23 protein-coding genes are annotated in these 23,318 nt (G+C 65.0%); 7 read left to right on the forward strand and 16 right to left on the reverse strand.

Annotation, left to right across the window (positions count from 1 at the left end):
- Window positions 1–65 precede the first annotated feature (65 nt).
- The 5 genes from BRA1417_RS0138330 to BRA1417_RS45190 all read right to left on the reverse strand — a co-directional run bounded on the left by BRA1417_RS0138330 (window position 66) and on the right by BRA1417_RS45190 (window position 5,301).
- On the reverse strand, window positions 66–983 hold the full coding sequence (locus BRA1417_RS0138330; RefSeq protein ID WP_084462435.1) for an outer membrane protein: 918 nt from the start codon (window positions 981–983) through the stop codon (window positions 66–68).
- A 128-nt stretch (window positions 984–1,111) separates the two neighbouring features.
- Window positions 1,112–1,951: an outer membrane protein gene (locus BRA1417_RS0138335; RefSeq protein WP_027520328.1), complete on the reverse strand. Its 840-nt coding sequence runs from the start codon at window positions 1,949–1,951 to the stop codon at window positions 1,112–1,114.
- 235 nt (window positions 1,952–2,186) lie between these two features.
- Entirely contained in the window at window positions 2,187–3,434 is a 1,248-nt protein-coding gene (locus BRA1417_RS0138340) for an MFS transporter (RefSeq protein WP_027520329.1), read from the reverse strand.
- Window positions 3,435–3,569: 135 nt separating this feature from the next.
- Window positions 3,570–4,913 carry a phosphoglucosamine mutase gene (gene glmM, locus BRA1417_RS0138345; protein ID WP_027520330.1) on the reverse strand — a complete coding sequence of 448 codons (1,344 nt, stop codon included), beginning with the start codon at window positions 4,911–4,913 and terminating at the stop codon, window positions 3,570–3,572.
- A gap of 220 nt (window positions 4,914–5,133) precedes the next feature.
- Window positions 5,134–5,301: a hypothetical protein gene (locus tag BRA1417_RS45190; protein ID WP_198034905.1), complete on the reverse strand. Its 168-nt coding sequence runs from the start codon at window positions 5,299–5,301 to the stop codon at window positions 5,134–5,136.
- A 136-nt stretch (window positions 5,302–5,437) separates the two neighbouring features.
- Here BRA1417_RS45190 and BRA1417_RS0138355 point away from each other — a divergent pair, with 136 nt between their 5' ends.
- A complete protein-coding gene (locus BRA1417_RS0138355) occupies window positions 5,438–6,574 on the forward strand; it encodes an alpha-hydroxy acid oxidase (RefSeq protein ID WP_027520331.1) in 1,137 nt (378 codons plus the stop codon).
- Window positions 6,575–6,830: 256 nt separating this feature from the next.
- Here BRA1417_RS0138355 and BRA1417_RS0138360 read toward each other — a convergent pair whose 3' ends face one another.
- The 8 genes from BRA1417_RS0138360 to BRA1417_RS0138395 form a co-directional block, all read right to left on the reverse strand.
- Window positions 6,831–7,454, reverse strand: coding sequence for a hypothetical protein (locus BRA1417_RS0138360; RefSeq protein ID WP_027520332.1), 624 nt, complete (start codon window positions 7,452–7,454; stop codon window positions 6,831–6,833).
- A gap of 15 nt (window positions 7,455–7,469) precedes the next feature.
- Window positions 7,470–8,096 (reverse strand): hypothetical protein, encoded by a 627-nt coding sequence (locus tag BRA1417_RS0138365; RefSeq protein WP_027520333.1) that lies wholly within the window; start codon window positions 8,094–8,096, stop codon window positions 7,470–7,472.
- Window positions 8,097–8,161: 65 nt separating this feature from the next.
- Window positions 8,162–8,995 (reverse strand): shikimate dehydrogenase, encoded by an 834-nt coding sequence (locus tag BRA1417_RS0138370; protein WP_027520334.1) that lies wholly within the window; start codon window positions 8,993–8,995, stop codon window positions 8,162–8,164.
- A gap of 93 nt (window positions 8,996–9,088) precedes the next feature.
- Window positions 9,089–10,843, reverse strand: coding sequence for a SulP family inorganic anion transporter (locus tag BRA1417_RS0138375; RefSeq protein ID WP_027520335.1), 1,755 nt, complete (start codon window positions 10,841–10,843; stop codon window positions 9,089–9,091).
- A gap of 90 nt (window positions 10,844–10,933) precedes the next feature.
- The gene (locus BRA1417_RS0138380) at window positions 10,934–11,206 is read right to left on the reverse strand and encodes a helix-turn-helix domain-containing protein (RefSeq protein ID WP_027520336.1); all 273 of its coding nucleotides are present in this window, start codon (window positions 11,204–11,206) and stop codon (window positions 10,934–10,936) included.
- A gap of 158 nt (window positions 11,207–11,364) precedes the next feature.
- A complete protein-coding gene (locus BRA1417_RS0138385; RefSeq protein WP_027520337.1) occupies window positions 11,365–13,413 on the reverse strand; it encodes an elongation factor G in 2,049 nt (682 codons plus the stop codon).
- Window positions 13,414–13,565: 152 nt separating this feature from the next.
- Window positions 13,566–14,045, reverse strand: a complete 480-nt coding sequence (locus BRA1417_RS0138390; RefSeq protein WP_027520338.1) for a DUF992 domain-containing protein — start codon at window positions 14,043–14,045, stop codon at window positions 13,566–13,568.
- A 400-nt stretch (window positions 14,046–14,445) separates the two neighbouring features.
- The gene (locus tag BRA1417_RS0138395) at window positions 14,446–15,648 is read right to left on the reverse strand and encodes a pyridoxal phosphate-dependent aminotransferase (protein WP_007614764.1); all 1,203 of its coding nucleotides are present in this window, start codon (window positions 15,646–15,648) and stop codon (window positions 14,446–14,448) included.
- A 525-nt stretch (window positions 15,649–16,173) separates the two neighbouring features.
- On the opposite strand from BRA1417_RS0138395, the gene BRA1417_RS0138400 reads away from it, so the two are divergent.
- The 6 genes from BRA1417_RS0138400 to BRA1417_RS0138425 all read left to right on the forward strand — a co-directional run bounded on the left by BRA1417_RS0138400 (window position 16,174) and on the right by BRA1417_RS0138425 (window position 20,070).
- Window positions 16,174–16,824: a glutathione S-transferase family protein gene (locus BRA1417_RS0138400; protein ID WP_007614765.1), complete on the forward strand. Its 651-nt coding sequence runs from the start codon at window positions 16,174–16,176 to the stop codon at window positions 16,822–16,824.
- Between the two features lie 155 nt (window positions 16,825–16,979).
- Window positions 16,980–17,156 carry a hypothetical protein gene (locus tag BRA1417_RS45195; RefSeq protein ID WP_198034906.1) on the forward strand — a complete coding sequence of 59 codons (177 nt, stop codon included), beginning with the start codon at window positions 16,980–16,982 and terminating at the stop codon, window positions 17,154–17,156.
- A gap of 37 nt (window positions 17,157–17,193) precedes the next feature.
- Window positions 17,194–17,388, forward strand: a complete 195-nt coding sequence (locus BRA1417_RS41565; protein ID WP_035969076.1) for a hypothetical protein — start codon at window positions 17,194–17,196, stop codon at window positions 17,386–17,388.
- A 129-nt stretch (window positions 17,389–17,517) separates the two neighbouring features.
- Window positions 17,518–18,330: a PAS-domain containing protein gene (locus BRA1417_RS0138415; RefSeq protein ID WP_027520339.1), complete on the forward strand. Its 813-nt coding sequence runs from the start codon at window positions 17,518–17,520 to the stop codon at window positions 18,328–18,330.
- Between the two features lie 66 nt (window positions 18,331–18,396).
- Window positions 18,397–18,852, forward strand: a complete 456-nt coding sequence (locus BRA1417_RS0138420; protein WP_027520340.1) for a GNAT family N-acetyltransferase — start codon at window positions 18,397–18,399, stop codon at window positions 18,850–18,852.
- A gap of 276 nt (window positions 18,853–19,128) precedes the next feature.
- Window positions 19,129–20,070 carry an aldo/keto reductase gene (locus BRA1417_RS0138425; RefSeq protein ID WP_027520341.1) on the forward strand — a complete coding sequence of 314 codons (942 nt, stop codon included), beginning with the start codon at window positions 19,129–19,131 and terminating at the stop codon, window positions 20,068–20,070.
- 18 nt (window positions 20,071–20,088) lie between these two features.
- Here the strand turns inward: BRA1417_RS0138425 and BRA1417_RS0138430 are convergent, their stop codons facing one another.
- The 3 genes from BRA1417_RS0138430 to BRA1417_RS0138440 form a co-directional block, all read right to left on the reverse strand.
- Window positions 20,089–20,412: an antibiotic biosynthesis monooxygenase gene (locus BRA1417_RS0138430; protein ID WP_007596764.1), complete on the reverse strand. Its 324-nt coding sequence runs from the start codon at window positions 20,410–20,412 to the stop codon at window positions 20,089–20,091.
- Window positions 20,413–20,489: 77 nt separating this feature from the next.
- Window positions 20,490–21,707 carry a DUF1501 domain-containing protein gene (locus tag BRA1417_RS0138435; RefSeq protein WP_027520342.1) on the reverse strand — a complete coding sequence of 406 codons (1,218 nt, stop codon included), beginning with the start codon at window positions 21,705–21,707 and terminating at the stop codon, window positions 20,490–20,492.
- Window positions 21,708–21,709: 2 nt separating this feature from the next.
- On the reverse strand, window positions 21,710–23,299 hold the full coding sequence (locus tag BRA1417_RS0138440; RefSeq protein WP_027520343.1) for a DUF1800 family protein: 1,590 nt from the start codon (window positions 23,297–23,299) through the stop codon (window positions 21,710–21,712).
- Between the last annotated feature and the right edge of the window lie 19 nt (window positions 23,300–23,318).

Below are 23,318 nucleotides of genomic sequence, written 5' to 3' on the forward strand. Positions count from 1 at the left end.
TGCCCCCGCGCGTTCAGCGATAGAGCATCAGGACGGAGGGAACCTGTCAACAGGAAGCGGGCGACTCAGAATTGGTAGCCAACGCCGACGCGGAAGTTGTTCAAGCCGACAGTGATGTCCTTCACGTCCCAGAAGCCGACATGCTCCCATTCGCCGCGAAGCAGGATGTTGTTGCAGATCGCGTACTCGATACCGATACCGGCCGTCCATCCGTACATGAAGCTGTTGGTGCGCAGCTCAGTCTTGGACAGTGTGTCCGTACCGGCGGGCAGATGTCGATGAACGGTTGTGGTTACGCCGCCGTTGACTACAACCTCGTCGAAGTCGTCGTACTTCTGCCAGGATACTGTCGCAAATCTCGAAACTTCGGCGCGTCCGATTGCGAAGCCGGCAAAGGCATACGGCATGAAGTCGCCTCCATCCCAGCCGACCCGGCCGCGGAAGGTGGCGTAATCCTTCAGCTTTAGCGCAGCACCACCACCGAGTGAAGTGACATAGGTATAGGTATGGCCCGCTGGCGCGGCCTCACCGTCGAGAATGCGTGTCATGGAATCACTTGCCGAGGTCGCCAGATTGTTCATGTAGCTGTAATTGGCCTCTAGGCCGAACACCGCATCGTAGAGCTGCCAATTGCGGCCGACATAGGCGCCAAACCCGGTCGACTGCACGTGGTTACTCGGCAGCAGCGACCAGCCGCCGACCGGCGCCTGAAGGATGCTGTTACGAAGCATGAAGTCGGTCATCGTCTTCGGAGCATGACTGAAATCAACGTCGGTCGTGGCAAAACCGAACTGGCCGCCGACATAAAAACCGTCCCAGTTGTGGGACGTCTTTGACAGCCCGTCGCTGAAGCTACCTCGGAGGATGGGAAGATCGGAGAGATCGGCCGCGTGCGCTGCAGAGACCGTCCCCAACATCGCCACCGCCAACAAAAGCCTACGCATCGAACGCTCCATCGAACTCGAACTTTCGCTCGTGATCATGGCTCGTTAACCTTAACCAATGGTTGCGCCGGAGGCTTTCATCGCCGCACGCCATGAAAAATACGCAAAGCAAAACGGCGCGGGATGATCCCGCGCCGTTAAGATGTCTTAAGCGATGAGGCTTGCGATCAGCCCTTGGTGACGAGCGGCGGCATGTAGGCCGGCGGGCTGTTGAGGTCCCAGCGCACGCCGAGCTTGACGTCATGCGAGGTGAGCTCCTTGATCTTGATCGACGTCGGCCCCGAGGCGCTGTTGTCGAACAAGCGGTAGTTGCCGGGCGCCGCATCGCCGAGGTTCATGTAGCTATAGGCCAGTTCGACCGTGAACCCGGGATTGACCTTGTAGGCGAGACCGGCATGGGCGGCCCAAGCGAGGTTCCACTTCCCGTTGTCGGCGAAGTAGGCGACGCTGTTGGCGAGGGGCGGAGTACCACCGACGGTGTATGACACGCCGTCGTCACGGAAGCCGCTGATCTTGTTGTAGGAGCCGCCGACACCGGCACCGATGAACGGCGTGATGCACCACCAGGTGCCGAGATCGACATAGGCATTCGCCATGACGACCCACTCGGACTTGCTGCCGCTGTAATTGTTGGAGCCGACAAAGCCGGGCCCGATCACGTTGTCTGCGCCGTGCAGGTTGGCCTTGCCCCGATACTGGCCGATCACGTCCGTGCGGAACCAGTTGTTGAAGCGGTAGCCGACACCGAGATCGAACAGCGGCGAAGAATCGAAGCCGAGTCCCTCTGTCGACTTCTGATATCCAACGGGCAAGGCGCTGTCGATGCGCTTGGCGCTCTGGTTGGTCATGCCGACGTCGCCGCGCAGATACCAGCCGCCGAAGTCGGCGGGCGGTGCCGGGGGCGCGTACATCGGAGGGGGCGCCGCGATCGGCATGTCGGCGGCGAACGCCATCGAGGAGATCAGGGTTGCCGCACCCGCGGCAAAGAGAGACTTAACGCTACGCATTGGCTTCGTCCTTTTGGCCGGTGAGGCAAATACGGCGCCTCACGTTCTGGAAACTCACGGCCCGGACGATGCCAGCAAATGTTTAAGCGCCACTTAACCCTAATTTTTAAGGTTGATTTTTTCTCAACTCACACACGCGTGCGGCGCGAGCGTTGCAAAAATGCAGCGCAAATACGAGGCCGTCGCCGCATGTCCTAACGATGTATGAAGCCGCGCTGCAGCAAGACAGGATATGTTAACGCGCGTGCCGCGGCAGCTTGGGCAGAAACACCGCAAGCAGGCCGATCGCCGGGAGATAGGCGCAGACCTGGTAGACGAATTCGATCGAGGTGTGGTCGGCGAGCTTGCCGAGCACGGCGGCGCCCAGGCCGCCGATGCCGAAGGCGACACCGAAGAACACGCCGGAGATCATGCCGAAGCGGTGCGGCACCAGCTCCTGCGCGAACACGATGATCGACGACGTCGTCGAGGAGATGATCAGGCCGATGACGACTGATAGCACCGCGCTCGCATAGAGCCCGGCATAGGGCAGCGCCAGCGTGAACGGCAGCGCCCCCAGGATCGAGATCCAGATCACGATCTTGCGGCCGAAGCGATCGCCCAGGGGACCGCCGAGAAAAGCGCCGACCGCGTTCGCCGCGAGGAAAATGAAGAGATACATCTGCGCTGCCTGCGTCGACACGCCGAAGCGGTCGATCAGATAAAAGATGTAGTAGCTCGACAGGCTCGAGACGTAGAGCTGCTTCGAGAACAGCAGCGCGACCAGCACGAGGAGCGCAATGACGACGCGACGCGAGTTCGGCGCGTCGGGATGGGCTCGAGCCACCGCGGTCTTCTTCGCCTTGATCTGCGGTTCGTACCAGCGGCCGATGCGCCAGAGGATGAGGATCGCGAGGAAGGCGATCGAGGAGAACCAGGCGATGCTGCCCTGCCCGAACGGCACCACGATGAGCGCGGCCAGCACCGGTCCCATCGAGGTGCCAAAACTGCCGCCGAGCTGGAACACCGATTGCGCAAAACCGTAGCGGCCGCCGGAGGCCAGCCGCGCGATGCGCGCCGATTCCGGGTGAAACACCGCCGAGCCGAGACCAACCAGCGCGGCGGCGACGAGGATGACCAGATATTGGTGGGCAACGCTAAGCAGCAGCAGACCGAAGAAGGTCGAGGCCATGCCGATCGACAGCGAATAGGGCTGCGCCTTCTTGTCGGTGTAGTGGCCGACCACCGGCTGGAGCAGCGAGGCCGTGAACTGGAAGGCCAGCGTGATCATGCCGATCTGCGCGAAGTCGAGCGCGTAGGTGTCCTTCAGGATCGGATACACGGAAGCGATCAGCGACTGCATGGTGTCGTTGAGGAAGTGCGAGAAGCTGATGCCGGCCAGCACGACATAGGCCGGCCCTGCGGCCTTGGCGGCGGGTGCCACGTCGCTGACGAGGACGGGCTCGGTCAGTGTTTCCTCTGAGACGACGACTGGCTTGTTCACTGGAGCATCCCGGCCGGCGCGGCAGATTGCCGCGACAAGCTAGTTACGCTGCGCGCGGCGACCGATCCACCGCCAATCGTCGATGGCTGGGATGCGCTTCGCTCGATCCTTTGCGGGAGTTCGTATCGTAGCGCCTTAAGCTGCGGCCTGGCCCAGCGCCGAGACGATGGTATCGACGACGTCCTCGACCAGGATGCGATCCTCGCCCTCGCCCATGACGCGGATCACCGGCTCGGTGCCGGAGGAGCGGATCAGCAGGCGGCCGTGGCCGTTGAGCCGCTGCTCGCCGTCGGAGATCGCCGATTTGACGTCGGAATTGTCGAGCGGCTTGCCGCCCTTGTGACGGACGTTCTTCAGGATCTGCGGCAGCGGATCGAAGCGGTGGCAGACTTCCGACACCGGGCGGCGCAGCTTCTGCACCACGGCAAGCACCTGCAATGCGGCAACGAAGCCGTCGCCGGTGGTGGCGTAGTCGGACAGGATGATGTGGCCGGATTGCTCGCCGCCGAGATTGTAGCCGCCGCTCAGCATCTGCTCGAGCACGTAGCGATCGCCGACCGGCGTGCGCACGAGATCGAGCCCCTGCGCATTGAGGAAGCGCTCGAGCCCGAGGTTCGACATCACGGTGGCGACGATGCCCGATCGCGACAGCCGGCCGTCTTCCTTCCAGCTCTGCGCGATCACCGCGAGCAGCTGGTCGCCGTCGACGATGTGGCCGCGCTCGTCGACCAGGATGACGCGATCGGCGTCACCGTCGAGCGCGATGCCGATGTCGGCACGCATCTCGCGGACCTTCCTTGACAGCGCTTCCGGCGAGGTGGAGCCGCATTCCTTGTTGATGTTGAAGCCGTCGGGCTCGACCCCGATCGGAATCACGTCGGCGCCCAGCTCCCACAGCGCTTCCGGCACCACCTTGTAGGCGGCGCCATTGGCGCAATCGACCACGACGCGCAGGCCGTCGAGCGACAGATCGCGCGGCAGCGTGCGCTTGGCGAATTCGATGTAGCGGTCATGCACGCCGTCGATGCGGCGGGCGCGGCCGAGACTGGCGCTCTGGGCGAGACGCTTGTCGATGGGCTCGTCGAGCAGCTGCTCGATCTGCTTCTCGACGTCGTCGGAGAGCTTGAAGCCCTGCGGGCCGAACAGCTTGATGCCGTTGTCCTCGAACAGATTGTGCGAAGCGGAGATCATCACGCCGAGATCGGCGCGCATCGACTTGGTCAGCATCGCGACCGCCGGCGTCGGCATCGGGCCGACCAGCAGCACGTCCATGCCGACCGAGGTGAAGCCCGCGACCATCGCGTATTCGATCATGTAGCCGGACAGGCGGGTGTCCTTGCCGATCACGACCCTGTGGCGGTGGTCACCGCGCTGAAACGCAAGGCCCGCGGCCTGGCCGACCTTGAGCGCGAGCTCCGGCGTGATCAGTCCGTTGGCGCGGCCCCGGATCCCGTCCGTCCCGAAATATTTGCGGCTCATATCGTCCCCCACGCAACAACCAGGGGTCCCCAATACAACCTGCGGGTGCCCCAGCGGGACCCGCATCCCTGATTTGCTGAGGTCTTATAAAGCCATCGCGGCTAACTTGGCTTCAAAAAATATGATGAATCATTACGGAACCGGGCAGGCCCCGGCGCTGATAACGTCTTGTTAACATTATATTTCCAGCGAGGGCGCCGGAACAGGGCGGAACCCGCGCCTAGTCCGAGCGCTTCACATGGCCGTCCCCGCGGCTCGGCGCCGGCTGGGTGACATTGACCGGATCGGAGCCCGGAAAGGTCTCTTCCAGACCTTCTTCCAGCGCTTCCTCGAGATCATGCTTCTCCTTGATCTCCTCCGGCGTCGGTCCGGTGTGCGACCTGGTCATGGCGCCCTCCTCTCCACAAAGAATTTGCAAACGATTTGGCTGAGCATCCAACCATGCTAGATGACCCCTCGATCTTCCGATGCAAGAGTCTTCCAATACGAGACTCTTCCGATCAAGGCGGGCCGGGGAAACGTTCATGAAGCACATCACCTGTATCGACGATCTTCGCACACTGCATCAGCGCCGCGTGCCGAAGGCGTTCTTCGATTATTGCGACCGCGGCTCCTACGCCGAGGAAACGCTGCGCGCCAACCGCGACGACATGCAGGCGATCAAGTTCCGCCAGCGCATCCTGGTCGACGTCTCCAAGCGCGACACCGCGACCACGATCCTCGGCGAGCCCTCGACCATGCCGCTGATGCTCGCGCCTGTGGGCCTGCTCGGCATGCAGCATGGCGACGGCGAGATCCATGCCTGCCGCGCCGCGCAAGCCGCCGGTATCCCGTTCACGCAGTCGACGATGTCGATCTGCTCGATCGAGGACATCGCGGCCAGTGTCGAGAAGCCGTTCTGGTTCCAGCTCTACGTGATGAAGGACCGCGGCTTCATCAAGGAATTGATCCAGCGCGCGATCGCGGCGAAATGCTCCGCGCTGGTGCTGACCGTCGATCTCCAGGTGATCGGCCAGCGCCACGCCGATATCAAGAACGGCATGACGGTGCCGCCGGAATGGTCGCTCTCGAAGCTGTTGGATTTCGCCAGCAAGCCCACCTGGGTCTCCGGCGTGCTGCAAGGCAAGCGCCGCACCTTCGGCAACATCGCCGGCCATGTGAAGAACACCGGGGACCTCAATCGCCTCGCGGAGTGGACGGCCTCGCAGTTCGATACGTCCCTGAACTGGAAGGATGTCGAGTGGGTCCGCAGCATCTGGCCGGGCAAGCTGATCATCAAGGGCATTCTCGACGTCGAGGACGCCGAGGAAGCCGCCAAGACCGGCGCGCAGGCTCTCGTCGTCTCGAACCATGGCGGCCGGCAGCTCGACGGCGCGCCGTCATCGATCGAGGTGCTGCCCGAGATCGCCGAGGCGGTCGGTGACAGGATGGAGATCATGTTCGACGGCGGCATCCGCTCCGGCCAGGACGTGATGCGCGCACTCGCGCTCGGCGCAAAGTCCTGCATGATCGGCCGCGCCTATGCCTACGGCCTTGGCGCCGGCGGCCAGGCCGGCGTCGCCAAGGCGATCGACATCATCCAGAAGGAACTGCTCACCACCATGGGCCTGTGCGGCGTCAACAGGATTGACGAGATCGACGAACATATCATTGCGATGTGATCGGTAACCTCTCCCCGCCCTTCTGCGGGGAGAGGTCGGATCGCCCCCGGCGATGCGAAGCATCGTCCGGCGCGATCCGGGTGAGGGGCAAGGCACGCTGGTGCCAAGATGGAAGTCCATCCGACTCCCGTGATGCCCCACAATCAAAGCTGAATTCGCGAAGAGAGCCCCTCACCCCACCCTCTCCCCGTAAGAACGGGGCGAGGGAGTGAGAGGATTGCGCGTCCCTAACCTTCGCAAGGACGACGCGCAGTGGTCACATCGGCGGCGTCACCCCGTCCCGGCCGACATTGACGCGGTTGGCTTCCAGCGAACCATCGTCCCTCTTCACCGCACCGAAAATGATCAGCTTGGCGCCGGGCTTGAGCTCGGATTTTTCGCTGGCCACGAAGGTGACGATCGGCGTGTCCGGGGGCACCACGACTTTCTTCTCGCCGTCCTTGTACTTGACCGTGATGTTCTGGCCGTCGGTGCCCTTCACCGTCTGCGCCACGGTGGCGTTGGTCATGGTCGAGTTGGCGCGCGCGTCCCAGGGACGAAAACCTTCGGCCGCGCCGCGCTGGTTTTCGGGGAAGATGTGCACCGCGATCGCCTTCTGGGTGCCGTCGGGCTCCGGCAGGCCGGTGACGCCGATATAGGAGCCGTCCTTGATCTCCGACAACGACGTCTTCACCACCGCGAAGACGGCGACGTTGTCGGTCATGCGCACCTTCACGTCGCTGCCTTCGCGCGTCTTGATGCCGAGCGTGTTGCCGTCGACGCTCTCGATGGTGCCGCGGATGCGGACCGTCGGCGTCTGCTGCGCGAAGGCGGATGACGTGACGATGCAGGCGGCGAACGCCGCCACGCCGACATGTGATATCCAGCTTCTCTTCGACATGTTGTTAGTCTCCATTTACATCGGCGGCGTCAGGCCGTCGCGGCCGACGCTGACGCGGTTGGTTTCGAACGAACCGTCCGGCAGCTGCTTCATGAAGGCGATCACCTTGGCGCCGGCCTTCAGATCGGATTTGTCGCCGGGCACGAAGGTCACCACCGGGGTATTGCCGGCCACGAACACCTTCTTCTCGCCGTCCTTGTACTTGACCAGCAGCATATGGCCGTCATTGCCGACCACGCTCTCCGACACGGTCGCATTGGTCATGCTGGAGTTGGGCTTGAGGTCATAGGGGCGCGAGCCTTCGCCGGTGCCGCGCATGCTCTCCGGAAACACGTGGACCTCGACCGCGTTCGCGCCGCCGTCCGGTCCCGGCACGGTGGTGGCGCCGACGAAGGAGCCGGGCTTGATGTCGGCAAGTGAAATCCTGGTAATGCCCGACACGTTCACGTCGGAGGCGATGTGCAGCTTGACATCCTCGCCGCTGCGCGCCTTGACCTGCATCGTGTCGCCATTGACGCTTTCGATCGTGCCGCGCACGCGCGTCGGCACCGGCGCTCTTTGCGCAAGTGCCGAGAGGGTCGAGACGGCCACCATCGCGACGGCGATGAGCGGACGTGTGAAAGTTGCACGTTGAACAGACATGATGGTCTCCGATTGCGCCCTATTGTCCTACGGACATAGAACTCCGGAGATTACGCGCTATTCTCTCAAGTCTTTGTGAGATCGGCCTCGACCAGCGCGCGCAGCTCGGCCGTGACCTGCGGCCGTTGGCCGAACCACAGCTCGAAGCCGCGGACCGCCTGATGCAGCAGCATGCCGAGCCCGTCGGCGGTCTTCAGCCCGCGCGCCTCTGCGGCCGCGAGCAGCGGCGTCGCCAGCGGGACATAGACGAGATCGGCGACCACGGCGCCATCCGGCAGGCGCGCCACGTCAAGGTCGAGTGAAGGCTGACCGTGCATGCCGAGCGAGGTCGTGTTCACGAGAAGTTTTGCACGCGGCAGGATGTCGTCTATGCCGTCCCAGGCAACAGGATGCACCTTCGCCCCGAACTGCCCTGCAAGCATCTCGGCCCGGGCGATGGTGCGATTGGCGAGATGGACGCAGCTGATGCCGCGTTCAAGCAACCCGAACACGATGGCGCGCGAGGAGCCGCCGGCGCCGAGCACCAGCGCCTCTTCGGCTCCGTCCCAGCCGGGCGCGCTGGCATCGAGATTGCCGATGAAGCCCTCGACGTCGGTGTTGGTCGAGCGCAGCTCGCCGTCCGCAAACCACAGCGTGTTGGCCGCACCGACCGCCCGCGCGCGGGCATCGGGTGTCGAGAGCTCAAGCACGCCTTCCTTGTGCGGGATGGTGACGTTGGCGCCGACGAAGCCGCGCAGCGACAGCCGCAGCACGAAGTCGCGTAAATTATCCGGTGGAACCGCCTCGATGACATAGCCGCCCTCGATCCCGAGCGTGCGCAGCCAGTAACGATGGATCAGCGGCGAGCGCGAATGCGCGGCTGGCCATCCGATCAGACAGGCTGCGGGAGCCTTGGTCACGGTCGTCCTCCCCTCGGGTCGTTTCGGAGGCGATCCATTTCGCGTCCCGCAGGCCCTGTCAAGCGCGCGGGCCGTCTCGGGAGAGGCTCGATGTCAGGTCGTGCCCGCGTCACCGGCCACGGGGTGCGCCGCGCCGCCCTTGATGTCGGCGACCGCACGCGCGATGGTCTCACGATAACGCGCGCGCGGCGGCGTGACGCCATGGGTGAGCAGCGCGCGGCGGACCGCAGGCGACGCCCCCGTGATGAACAACCGGATGCCCTGGCGGTGGGCCTTGGCGGCGACGCGGCCGAGCACGTTGGCCGCGGTCGAATCCAAAAACGGCACCGCGGCGAAATCGACCACGAATCCCTTGCGCTTGTCGGCGATGCCGTCGAGCACGCTGCCGATCGCCGAGGCCGCGCCGAAGAAGAACGCGCCGGTGATGCGATAGACCAGCACGTCGCGATCGACCGCGAGCGCGGGATCGTAAGGCACGCGCTCGCCATTTTCGTCATCGGGACGATCGGCGGCCACCATCGGCGAACGTTCCTCGATGCCGGTCATTTCCGCCATGCGATGGATGAATAGCACCGCGCCAAGCGCGAAGCCGACCAGAATGCCCTCGGTCAGATCGCGGAAGATAGTGAGCAGGAAGGTTGCGAGCAGCACGACGGCATCGCCCCATGAGGAGCGCAGAAGCGTCGCGAATTCGTGCTTCTCTGCCATGGTCCAGGCCACCACGACGAGCACGGCGGCGAGCGCGGCCAGCGGGATGTAGCTCGCCAGCGGCGCTGCGATCAGCATGAACAGCAGCAGGAAGATCGAATGCAACATGCCCGCGAGCGGCCCCCGCGCGCCGGCGCGGATGTTGGTCGCGGTACGCGCGATCAGCCCGGTGACGCAAATGCCGCCGAACAGCGCCGCGCCGACATTGGCGGCGCCTTGCGCCACCAGCTCGCAATTGGAGCGGTGACGGCGACCGGTCATGCCGTCGGCCACCACCGCCGACAGCAGCGATTCGATGGCGGCGAGCAGCGCGAAGGAGATCGCATCCGGCAGCACGGCGGTTGCCTTCGCGAGCGAGAATGCAGGCAAGGCCGGCGAGGGCAGTTCGCGCGGAATGCCGCCGAAGCGCGAGCCGACGGTCTCGACCGGCAGCGACAGCACGGCACATGCGACCGCCGCGAGCACGACCGCGATCAGGATACCCGGCCAGGACGGCAGCCAGCGTCGCAGGCCGGCGATGATGGCAATGCTGACGATCGCGACCGCGACGGCCGACGGATTGACGGTGTGCAGGCCCCCGGCAAGCGCGACCAGTTTCGGAACGAACTCGCTCGGCTCCTTCGCGAGCAGCGTGATGCCGCCGAGATCGCGCAGCTGGCTCGCGAAGATGATGACAGCGATGCCGGCCGTGAAGCCGACCGTCACCGGATACGGAATGAACTTGATATAGGTGCCGATCCGCAGGAAGCCCGCAGCGATCAGGAACAGGCCCGCCATCAGCGTGGCCAGGATCACGCCGTCGACCCCGTGACGGTCGGCGGTCGCCGCAACCAGCACGATGAAGGCGCCGGCGGGACCGCCGATCTGGAAGCGGCTGCCGCCGAGCAGTGAGGCAATGAAGCCGCCGACAACGGCGGTGTAGAGTCCGCGGTCCGGCGTCACCCCCGAGGCGATCGCGATCGCCATCGACAGCGGCAACGCGACGATCGCGACCGTGAGGCCCGCGAACACATCGGCGCGGAAATCCGACCAGCCGTAGCCCTCGCGCCATACGGTGACGAGCTTTGGCAGATAGAGTTCGGTAAAGGTCGGCCGACGAAGCTGGTGCAGCTTGCCTGCGTGTTCGCCTGTGATGCTCATGCTCACAACGCTCCGATGCATCGTGCGGCCGCGTATCGGGGCGCGACGGTGCGTTAGTTAGATCTGCTCCCGAGCATGATCATTGCGGGATCACGCCCCCACCCGACGCGGCGGCCCCGGCTCCCTCAGCCGAACGCCACGTCCGCCGCCTTCGCTGCGCGCCTGTTCGCCGATCAGCTCGACGCCGGCCCGATCGAAGGCTTCGACGACCTTCATCAAGGTCTCGACCACGCCGCGAACGTTGCCGGTGCTCGCCTCCATCCGCTGAATGGTCGGCAGCGATACGCCTGCAAGCTCCGCCAAGGCCCTCTGGTCAATGCCGAGCAGCGCGCGCGCTGCCCGCATCTGGAACGACGTGATCACCTTAGCCTCACGTGTCAGCGTTTATAAGTGATATCTGAAGCATGTACAATGATGTAAAATACGTCATTGTCCGCCGAACGCAAGCCCTTAACCTCTCCCCGCGAAAGGGCGGGGAGAGGGAGTGAGACCGTGCTTCGTCCCTTACTTCGGCAGACCGATCACGCCGCGTGTTGATGCGCGGCGATGATCTGGTCGGCGGCGCGCCCCGTGACTTCGGCCATGTGGTCGAACTGGCGGGTGAAGCTGCCGGCGCCTGCCGTGGCCGAGCGCAGTTCGACAATCAACTCGCCGATCTCCGCTTCCGGCATCATGGCGCGGACGCAGTCCCATCCGCTCCAGCCGTCGCGGGTGTCGAAGCCGAGGATCTGGCCGCGCCGCGCCGACAGGATCGCGTTGATCTTGGCGGTGGCGTCGGTCGGGCAGACGATCTCGACCACGTGGATCGGCTCCAGCAGCACCGACTGGCATTGCGGCAGGCCTTCGTTGAGCCCGACCCGCGCCGCCGTGCGAAAGGCGAGGTCGGAGGAATCGACGCTGTGATAGGAGCCGTCGGTCAGCGTCACCTGCAAATCGGTGACCGGGAAACCGAGCGGGCCACGCGCAAGCCCATCGACGACGCCCTCCTCCACCGCGCCGATATAGTTGCGCGGCACCGCACCGCCGACTACCTTCTCGGCGAACCTGAAGCCCTCCCCGCGCGGCAGCGGCCTGATGTCGAGCACGACATCGCCAAACTGGCCATGGCCGCCGGATTGCTTCTTGTGACGGCCGCGCTGGACGATCGGCTTGCGGATGGTTTCCTGATAGCCGATCGCGGGCGGATGCGAGGCGACCTTGACGCCGAAACGGTCGCGTAGCCGCTCGCTCGCGACGCGCAGATGCATCTCGCCCTGCCCCCACAGCACGGTGTCGTGGGTCTGCGCGTTCATCACGAAGACGAGCGAGGGATCCTCCTCGTGCAGGCGCATCAGCGCCTGGCCGAGCTTGACGTCGTCCTTACGGTCGGTGGCCGCAACCGAGATCGCGAGCACCGGCGGAGTGGGCTCGCTGGCGGCGAGCGCTGCCGGCTGGGTCTTGCCGTTCGAGACCGTGTCGCCGGTCTTGATCGGGTCGAGCTTGGCGAGCGCCACCGTGTCGCCGGCTTCCGCCGCGGCACGCTTGGTGTCGTAGGCTCCGGTGACGGCGAGGATGCCGGAGATGCGGCTGGCTCCGCCCGAGGAGGATTGCAGCGTGGCACCGTCGTCGAGATGGCCGGCGAGCATCCGCGTCAGCGACAGCTTTCCGCCGTGCTGCGAATGCAGCGTCTTGAAGACGAAGCCGAGGGCGTCCCTGGTCTCGGGAACGCCGAGACGTTTTGCGGTCTCCGCGATACCTGGCGCCTCGTGGCGCAACGCTTTCATCAAACGCAGCACGCCGTTTTCGCGTGCGGCGGCGCCGAGTAGCACAGGGCAGATCAGCCCGTCGCGCAATTCGCGGGCGAGATCGTCGAACACGGCATCGCGCGGCGGCTGAATGTCCTCGAGCAGCTGCTCCATCAGCGCATCGTCGTGATCGGCGAGCTTCTCCAGCATCGAGAAGCGGGCCTCCTTCTCGCGATCGAGATCGCCGCCTTGGAGCGCGACCACTTCGGAGGCCTTGTGCTCGCGGTAGATGAACGCGCGCTCCAGCGCGAGATCGACGAAGCCTTCGATCAGCTCGTCCTTCCAGATCGGGATCTGGCGCAGCACCAGCGGCACGCGCGATGCGGGCTGGAGCATCTCAAGCGTCTCGCGGATGCGTTTGTTGGCGCGGTCGATCTTGTTGAGGAACAGGAAACGCGGGATCTTCAGCTCTTCCAGCTCGCGCAGAATGATCTGAAGCTGCGGCAGCTTCTTCTCGTCGGCTTCGCAGACCACGATTGCGGCATCTACGGCGGGCAGCGCGGCGCGCATGTCGTGGGCAAATTCGACGGAACCGGGACAATCGAGGAAGGTGTAGCTGTCGCCCATGAAACTCGTGGTGACGGCAGTCAGCCCGACGGTCATCTTGTGATGACGGGCCTCTGGCGTGGCGTCGCCGACGGAGGTTCCGGCATCGACGCTGCCGGCGCGCGGGATTGCGCCGGTTCGTGCCATGATCGCTTCGAGAAGTGTGGTTTTACCGCTTTGGAAAGGGCCCACCAGCGCGATGCACCGTGGACCTCGGGGACTTCTGACATCTTGTCCCATTTCGCCGCCTCCTTGGTGTGGAGCTCGGCCCATGATTGGGTCGGCAAAGGCCGATGCTCTGCCCGTCCCCGAGATTTGGCAAGCATCAAACGTCGCTGCGGTGCGTCGTTGCCGGAATCGCTTCGGAGCGACGCGTTTCACACACGGACTTGTTAACGGCCCGGGCGCAGTTCCAGGCTCTCCAGACCCGCAGCGACGTTGAGGCCGACCTGGCCCTGCACGCTGAGCGGCTGAAGCGCGATCGAATTGTTGGAGCCGCCGACCAGCACGTTGCCGCCGAGGCCGACGCCGACCGAGGCGCTGCCCTGGGCACCGGCATAGGTGCCGGCGAGGTCGCCCGGTCCGAGTCGGTTCACCGGCGCGAACACCCCCCACGCCAAAGCCGTCTCCTGAGTAATGCCGATATCCAGGCCGACCTTGCGAATGGTCGCGACGTAACGGTCGTCCGGCAAACCATCGACCCGCAGCACGCAGCCGAGATGGGTCACCGATCCAACGATGAAGCCCACGCTGGCGCCGCCGCGGCATTCGAGCACGCCCACCTGCACCATCCGAGACTGCGCGCTGGCGTCCGCAACGGAGGCAACGAGGCTCGCAACTGTGAGCCCGGCGAGGAGGAGTGAACGGCGCATGAATGTCTCCGGCGATGAATGTGATGCGAGCAGAGAGAGCGCCCTACCCGTGATGCGCGATGGTCTATGCCACAATAGTTTTGAGGGGGCCAGATCGAACGCGTCTAAAAGCAAGTTCGCGGAGAGAGCCCCTCACCCCACCCTCTCCCCGTAAGAACGGGGCGAGGGAGTGAGAGATCGGCGCGCCCCTTACGATGAACAACGGCCAGGCGTTACTCAAACCTCTCCCCGCTCTTTTGCGGGGAGAGGTCGGATCGCTCTGGCGCGCAAGCGCGCCTGAGCGATCCGGGTGAGGGGCATGGCAGAATGTCGGCCCGAGCAAAGTCCATCCGACTTCACTCATCGAACACAAAAAAGGCCCGCTCGAAGCGGGCCTTTTCGATGTCTTGTCGCGACAGCCTTAGCGCAGATTGCCGCAGAAGCGCTGGATGCGCTTGCAGGCGTCTTCGAGGTCCGAGGTCTTGGTCGCGTAGGAGATGCGGAACGCGGGGCCGAGGCCGAAGGCCGAACCCTGCACCACGGCGACGCCTTCGGTCTCCAACAGCTCGGTGACGAATGTCTCGTCATTGTCGATCACCTTGCCCGACGGCGCGGTCTTGCCGATGGTGCCGGCGCAGGACGGATAGACGTAGAAGGCGCCCTCGGGCCGCGGGCATTCGATGCCCTTGGCCTGGTTGAGCATGGAGACGACGAGGTCGCGGCGCTCCTTGAAGACCTTGTTGTTGGCCGGGATGAAGTCCTGCGGACCGTTCAGCGCCTCAACCGCGGCCCATTGCGCAATCGACGACGGGTTCGAGGTCGACTGCGACTGGATCGTCGACATCGCCTTGATCAGCTGCGCCGGGCCGCCGGCATAGCCGATGCGCCAGCCGGTCATGCAATAGGCCTTCGACACGCCGTTCACGGTGAGCGTGCGGTCGTAGAGTTTCGGCTCGACCTGCGCGACCGTGGTGAACTGGAAGTCGTCATAGACGAGGTGCTCGTACATGTCGTCGGTCATCACCCACACATGGGGATGCTTGACCAGCACGTCGGTGAGCGCCTTGAGCTCGGTCCTGGTGTAGGCAGCTCCTGTCGGATTCGACGGCGAGCACAGGATCACCCATTTGGTCTTCGGCGTGATCGCGCGCTCCAGCGCCTCGGCCTGGAGCTTGAAGCCGGTCGCGGCGGTGCAGACCACCGGCACCGGCTCGCCGCCGGCGAGCGCCACCATCTCGGGATAGCTGACCCAGTACGGCGCGGGGATGATCACCTCGTCGCCCGGGTTCATGGTTGCCATCAGCGCGTTGTAGAGCACCTGCTTGCCGCCGGTGCCGACGATGATCTGGTTCGCCTTGTAGACGACGCCGTTCTCGCGCTGAAACTTGGCGATGATGGCTTCCTTCAACTCGGGAATGCCGTCGACTGCGGTGTACTTGGTCTTGCCGGCTTCGATGGCGTGGATCGCGGCCAGCTTGATGTTGGCGGGCGTGTCGAAGTCGGGCTCGCCGGCACCCAAGCCGATGACGTTGCGGCCCGCCGCTTTCAGCGCACGTGCTTTATCCGTGACCGCGATGGTCGCGGACGGCTTCACACGGTCGAGCGCAGCGGCAAGGAAGGACATCGTCATCTCCTGACAAGCGTCGTGAACCCTTTGGCTTCACGACTCCGATTGTGGGAATGAGCCACCCTAAAACGAGTGCCGTTGCACCGCAAGAAACTTCGGTCCGATCCGCAAAAGTTTACGGGTCTGGCGCGCATCAAGCCGTGATTTCCCGCAATTTTCAGCAACTTTGCGGGGTAAAACCCACATATCCGACAAGGCGTGTCCTCGGAGCAATTTTGAGCCCTTCAAGACGCCCATGAAGCTGACGGCAGTCCGGCGCTCGAGAGATCAGCGGTCGAGGCGATCACGACCGTTCGACCTTCTCACACAAATGCTCCGAGCGATGCGGCCGCGTGGTGACGCAAGCGTGAACTGAGTTGGATGGTCGCACGGAAATGATCTTCCGCCGCATTGCAATGCGGTAGGGTTTTCGAGTTTTTCTATTGGCCGGGTCTTGCGGCGGATTCGCATCGGCATCATTGTTTAGCCGCGTTGCGAGGCAACAAGCGCCGCGCCCTCCCGTCTTCCGGAATCATCCTCAGAATGTACAAGCTCTATTCGATGCAGCGCTCGGGCAACAGCTACAAGGTCCGCCTTGCGCTGGCGCTGCTGAACTTGCCTTACGAAGCGGTTGAGGTGGACATTCTGCGCGGCGAAAGCCGCACCCCGGATTTCCTGGCCAAGAACCCATCCGGCCAGGTGCCGCTGCTCGAGGTCGGCGACGATCGCTATCTCGCCGAGTCCAACGCCATCCTCTGGTACGTCGCCGTCGGCACGCCGCTCGCCCCGGAGAATCGCATTGATCGCGCCGACGCGCTGCAATGGATGTTCTTCGAGCAGCACGCGCTGGAGCCGAACATCGGCGCGGCCTATTTCTGGCTGTCGCTGGTGAGGGGCGGCCGCGACCTGCAGACTCATTCGCTGGAGGACTGGATGGAGCGCGGCTATGGCGCGCTCCAGGTGATGGAGAATCACCTCAAGACCAACGACTATTTTGCTGCGCGCCAGCTCACGGTCGCCGACATCGCGCTGTACGGCTATACCCACCTCGCGGACCGCTGCGACTTCGACCTCTCGACCTTCCCGGCGATCCGGGACTGGCTGAAGCGCGTGGAAGCGGCCCCCGGCTTCGTCGCCATGGACTGGCGGCCGGCCGACATCGAGGACCCCGCCAGCATCGCCGCTGGCGCCTGAGGGGCGATCCCGCTCTGGCGAATAGCGGGCATAACGGTCACCATTGCCGCAATCTCGCCATTTTAGCTCCACTGGCCGCCGCAATATTGCCGACTGCAACAGTGAAATTGTTCGATGTCGCGGGTGATTCGCTCGCGCGTTGAAGGATTTAGACCATGATTCGGGCGTCCGGCACGGCAGGCTTTCAGGGCCCACCCGCTACCGTATCGTCTTCCCGGCTGGCCAATGCGGTCGCGGCTTCGCTCGCCGTCGCCGCGCTCTCGCTGTGCCTGATCGTCACCCTGACGGTGCTGTCCACCAAGGCGACCATGGCGATGGGCCTGCCGGTCTGATTCCCGCTTCATCCTGGACCCGCCTTCAAGGCGCCGCGTGGCCCGCGACGACTGGCATCGCGACAGGATTTCGATGAAATCACCTGTGGTCATCGTTGCAATCACCCTGACCGCGGCCATCCTGGTCGCGGCATCACTGTTGATCCTCGTCGGCACGCGCAAGGGCCAGGGGACGTCGACGCTGAATGCGCCCGCGCTGCAACAACGTCTCAAGCACGCGCACTTGGTCTAAAATCATCCGAAAGCTTTGCGCATGAGCCAAAGCGCACTTTAAGCACACCGCGCGAAACCGCATCGCAATGGCGCAATGTTCGGTCAGTGTTGCCGCCTTACCTCGTCCAGGGAGGAGCGAGACAGGCCCATGCGGTTGGGATGGCGTGCGATCTCCGGTCCGGCGCTGACGGCAGCGACTTTGCTGCTGGCGATGTTTTTTGATCGCTTCGTCCCCGTTGCCTCGCCCGCGCCGCTGCTTGTCTGCATCGTGGCGCTCGCCGGCGCGCTCTCGGGTCCCGCTTCCGCCGTCGCCAGCGCAGCCATCGCCGTCATCGGCGCGGCACTGCTGCTCCTCAGCCGGCACGGCGTTGCAGGCCTTAGCACGGCGGACATGATCCGGCTCGGCCTCCTGGCCGCGACGGCCGCGGGCACCGCAGGCATCACCGGCCTGATGCGCCAGCGGCTGCTCGGCACGTTCGCCGCCGAGCGCCGGAGCCACGCTATCGCCGCGCGGCTCTCGGCCGCGCTCGACCAGGTCGATATCGGCATCGTGCTGCTCGATGCCGAGACGCGCGCCGAATTCATCAACCGGGCGTTCCGCGATTATTTTGCAGTGCCGGACGACATCGCCGACGGCAAGCCGCCGTTCATCGCGCTGATGTATCACGGCCGCGACACCGGCGCGTTCGAATTGCCCGAGGACGAGCTCGGCACCTTCATCGCACAGCGCATGGAGATGGTGCGGATCGGCGATGCCACGCCGATCAACATCGCCTTGCGCAACGGCGAGGTGTTGCGCTTCGTCTGTGCCGCGCTGCCCGATGGCGGGCGCATGCTGAGCTACACGCCCGTGACCGACCTCGTGCGCCACACCGACGCGCCGTCCCGTGCCGACTACTACCGCTCGCTGCGCGATCCCGCGGGCCGCAAGCTGATCCGGTATCTGCGCGTCGCAGAGTGATACGCGATTGATCGGCACGCCCCTCATCACGTATGAAGGACGCCTCATCGCTCGCGGGAATTTCAGATGTCGCTCACCATTCGCTCCGTCACGAGGCAAGACTACGATCAATGGCTGCCGCTGTGGGACGGCTACAACGCCTTCTACGGCCGCTCCGGCCCGACCGCGCTCTCGCCCGAAATCACGCGCGCGACATGGCAGCGCTTTTTCGATGCCTATGAGCCGGTGCACGGATTGGTCGCCGAGAGCGACGGTCGCCTGCTCGGGATGACGAATTATCTCTTTCACCGCAGCACCACCGCGATCGAGCCGTCCTGCTATTTGCAGGACCTGTTCACGACCGAGGCCGCACGCGGCAAGGGCGTCGGCTCGGCGCTGATCCACGGCGTCTACGAGCGCGCGAAGCTCGCAGGCTCTCCGCGCGTGTACTGGCAGACGCATGAGACCAACGTCACGGCGCAGCGCCTGTACGACAAGGTCGCCGAGCGTTCCGGGTTCATCGTCTATCGCAAGATCTTCTGATCCTCGCGATCGCGACGCCTGTGGATAACTCTGCCTGTCACCTGCGCGTAACATAGCGGGACTAGGCTGCAGCTGCGTCTGGTCAGCCCCCCGTCACCGATCAAGCGCCCCAAAGCGGTCCCCGTCAGTCGCCGCGTCTGACAGGGGCCGCATTTTTTTGTCGGCAGTTGTTGTCCGCAGTTCCTTGTCAGCATGGCAGCAACGCGGCGCACGGCTTGCTGCGGCGGCGCACCGCAGTCACAATGCGTCCCTGCCCATCTCCGACAGGGATCTCCCATGGAAATTCGTAATCTCGGCGCCTCCGGCCTGCGCGTGTCTGCGGTCGGCCTCGGCTGCAACAATTTCGGCCAGCGCACGGACCTGGAGACCTCGCGCAAGGTGATCCATCGCGCGCTCGATCTCGGCATCACGCTGTTCGACACCGCCGACATCTATGCCGGCATGGGCGGTTCGGAAACGGTGCTCGGCGCCGTGCTCGGCGACCGCCGCAAGGATATCGTGCTCGCCACCAAATTCTCCAAGCCGATGGCGGCCGACGGAACCAAGCAGGGCGCTTCGCGCCGCTACATCATGAACGCAGTCGAGGCGAGCCTGACGCGGCTCAAGACCGACTATATCGATCTCTATCAGCAGCACGATTACGACCCGCTGACGCCGATGGAGGAGACGCTGCGCGCGCTCGACGATCTCATCCATCAGGGCAAGGTGCGCTACATCGGCAATTCCAATTTTCCGGCTTGGCGCCTGGCGGAAGCCGAGTTCACCGCACGCGCGATGAATGTCAGCCGCTTCGTCTCCTGCCAGGACGAATACAGCCTGCTGGTGCGCGACATCGAAAAGGACCTGCTGCCGGCCGCACAAGAGTACAAGCTCGGCCTCCTGCCGTTCTTCCCGCTCGCAAGTGGGCTCCTCACCGGCAAGTACCAGCGCGGCGCGGCCGCCCCGACCGATACGCGCTTCGGCAAGGTACCGGCGCTACGCGACCGCTACGTCACGCCGCGCAACGAGGACATCGTCGAGAAGCTCACGGCCTTCGCGAAGGCGCGCGGCCACAGCATGCTCGAGCTCGCCTTCTCCTGGCTCGCCGCGCGCCCGCAAGTGTCGAGCGTGATTGCCGGCGCCACCCGCGTCGAGCAGGTCGAGGAGAACGTGAAGGCGATTGCGTGGAAGCTCGGTGCGGAGGAGATGGCGGAAATCGACAAGATCACGCTGGGCTGATCGTTGCGGCGTGGCGCGCTACTTGGCGCCGCGCCCCACCGTCTGCATCACCTCGAAGCCCTCGAACTGGGGATGGCCGAGATAGGTCGGCTTGGTGTCGCCGGCCCGCGCATGCGCGGCGCGAAAAGCATCCGACTTGGTCCAGGCCTCGAACGCCGCATGGTTCGCCCACACCGTGTGCGAGGCGTACAGCGTGTGGTCCTCGAGCTCGGGGCCGCGCAGCAGATGAAACTCGACGAAGCCCGGCACCTTGTCCAAATGAGTATCGCGCGAAAGCCAGACCTGCTCGAAAGCGGCCTCGGAGCCCTTGGCGACGCGGAAGCGGTTCATGGCGATGTACATGGGGATGGTCTCCTGATGTTCGGCTGATGATGTCGTCATTCCAGGACGCGCCGCAAGGCGCGGGCCCGGAATCGCAGTTAAGTAACCAGCCCCTTCATCGGCCGTGCTCCCGCGCTGTCCGGAAACACTGTCTCGGCCAGCGCGCGATCGGACAGGCCGAACTGGTCCTGCAGCACACCCTTGATCACGGAGCGCAGATCGGTGGTGGGCTTGAGATCGCGGGCCTCGAAGAGGTTGGCGGGCTTGAGGCCGGGCCAGTCGGCGATGACGCGGCCGCCCTTCACCGCGCCGCCGGCGAGCAGCGCGATCGTTCCGGTGCCGTGATCGGTGCCGTCGGTGCCGTTGATGCGCGCGGTGCGGCCGAATTCGGTGGCGACCACCACGACGGTGTCTCGCCAGCGTTCCCCTAAGCCGCTTTCGAATTCAGCGAGCGCGCCGTCGAGCCCGCCGAGCAGGAATGCGAGGCGACCGACAGGGCCGCCTTCATTGGCGTGCGTGTCCCAGCCATCGAACGCGAGCGCCGCGATGCGCGGGCCGTCGTCGGACGCCATCAGTTTTGCGGCGCCGCGCGCGACCTGCCGCATCTGTGCGACCGCATTGCCGGGCTTCGGCTTCATGTCGTCGCCGCTCGCGGCCTTCTCGAGCTGAAGGCCCTGCGACAGCACGGCCGCCAGCGTGGGATCGCGATGACGGTAGAGCTCGACCAGACGCATCGCGGTGTCGTCATCGGCTTGCGGCAAAGCCACCGGCGCCCAGCCGACGGTCGGCGCATTGCCGCGCAGCACCAACGGCGTGGTGGGGCCGACGGCAAGAGCACTCGACACCCGCTCGCCGCGCGGCAGCGCCTCCAGCGCGCGGTTGAGCCAGCCGGATTGCACGCGACCGGGTCCGGCATAGCCGCTTTCGAGCACGTCCTGGCCGTCGAAATGCGAGCGGTCGCGATAAGGCGTCGCGACCGCATGGATCACCGCGGCGTGGCTGTCGCGATACATGCGCGCGAACTCGGGCATGGCCGGATGCAGCGCAAAGAAGGAGTCGAGCATGATCGCGGGATGCGCGCCGTCCGCCGTGAGCGCGATCGCCCCGTGCAGGCCGGCGTAATCGGGATCGCCGACCGGTGCGACGGTCGAGAGCCCGTCAAGCGCGCCGCGCAGGATCACCACGATCAGCCGGGGATCGCGGCCGTCCGCGGCGCGCGCGAATTTCGGCAAGTAAGCCCACGCCGCGAAGGAGGCGCCGCCGAGCAGGAGGCCGCGGCGCGAGGTGAGGAGCCGGTTCTCGACGCAGTCGATCATCATCATCTCCTCTGCATTTCCGGCGACATCAACAGCAGCGCCAGTGCCTGCTGCCGCGACTCCGCCCGCTCGATGGTGCGCCGCGTTTCGATCGAGGCCGCATCTGCGGTGGCAAATTCCAACAGATCGAGCGGATCGATGTTGGGCCCGAGCCGCGCGCCCATTTGCGCGGCAATGTCGAGCCGGAGCTTGATGCCTTCGGGCGCAGCCCAGGCGGCGCTGGTATCGGCGAAACCATTCGGGCCGGCCGGCGACCACAGCGGCTGGCCCAGCAGATTGAGGTTGTTGAGATAGGCGCCGGGATCCTCCGGCACGCGCGCGAGCAGCCGGCCGCTCGCGACCAGGAAATCGTAGGGGCTCCGCATCTTCGTCAGCGGCGCCTTCCACGCCTCGTCGGAATCGACCAGTGCGGTTGCGAGTGCCTTGAGATCCCCGTCGGTCTTGATGAAGACGTCGCGCAATCGCGCCACCAGCGCCGGCGGCGGATCGTCTGCGACGAAATGGCGGACGAATTTGGTGGCGATGAAATTCGCGGTCGAAGGATGGCGTGCGATGTCCGCGAGCGCGGCTTCGCCTTGCGCAAGGCCGGTCGGCTCGTAGGTCTTGCCGAGCAGCATTTGCGGCCCGGGCTGGTGCGCATTGACGTTGAACACGAATGAACCGGGCGCTCCCAGCTGTCCCTGCCGGCCGGCAAAGGTCCAGCCGGTGATGATGCGCGCGAGCGAGGTGACGTCGTCCTGCGTGTAGCCGCCGCCAACGCCGAGCGTGTGCAGCTCCATGATCTCGCGCGCGAGATTTTCGTTCAGCCCGCGCTTGCGGTTCTGGCCCGCGCGCGAGTCCGGTCCGAGCGATTGCTGGTTGTCGAGGAAGAACAGCATCGCCGGATGCTGCTCCACCGCTTTCAGCATGTCGGCGAAACGCCCGAGCACATGCGGCCTGATCGCCTCGCGCTCGAACGCGCCGGCCCATATCCGTGCCAGCTCGCCCTTGCTGGCGGAGATGCAGAAATGGTTGGACCAGAACACGACCAGACGTTCGGTGAAGCCGCATTCGACCAGGGTCGCGCGCTGCAATCGCGCCAACGCCTCGGCGCGAAAGGTTTTTTGGATGACGTTGAGCGGCTGCGGGGCGGGTTTTGCGGCAGCCGGCGCCGCCGCGTTAGGCTGCATGCTGTCCGGCTTGGCCATATTGTCCGCCGGCTTATTGTCAGCAGGCTTGTTGTCAGTAGGTTTGGCCTCGGCCATCTGGCCGGCGATCTCGGTTGCCACGGCGTTCAGCGAGAGATTGCGGCGCGGTCCGGGCTTCTGATCGGCCGGCGCTTGCGACGGCGCCTCGGCCGGCGCGCCGGCTTTGGCGGCGGCCTCGCGCGCCTGCTTGACCTGATCCTGATAGGCGAACACGGCCTGCCCGAGCTGCGGCGCGGATTGCAGGCCCGGAGCCTCCAGCAGCACAGCGTTGGGACGAGCGAGTTCCGCCTTCACAAAACCGCGAGGATCGGAGGCCGCGTTGATGAGATCGCCGGATGCGCCGCCGCGGGCGCCGAAGCCGAAACGGTTGAGCGCGACGAGCGCGGCTTGCGAATCGCGGTTCATCGATATGTCCTTCGCGCGT

The organism is Bradyrhizobium sp. WSM1417, from assembly GCF_000515415.1.
Taxonomy (GTDB): domain Bacteria; phylum Pseudomonadota; class Alphaproteobacteria; order Rhizobiales; family Xanthobacteraceae; genus Bradyrhizobium.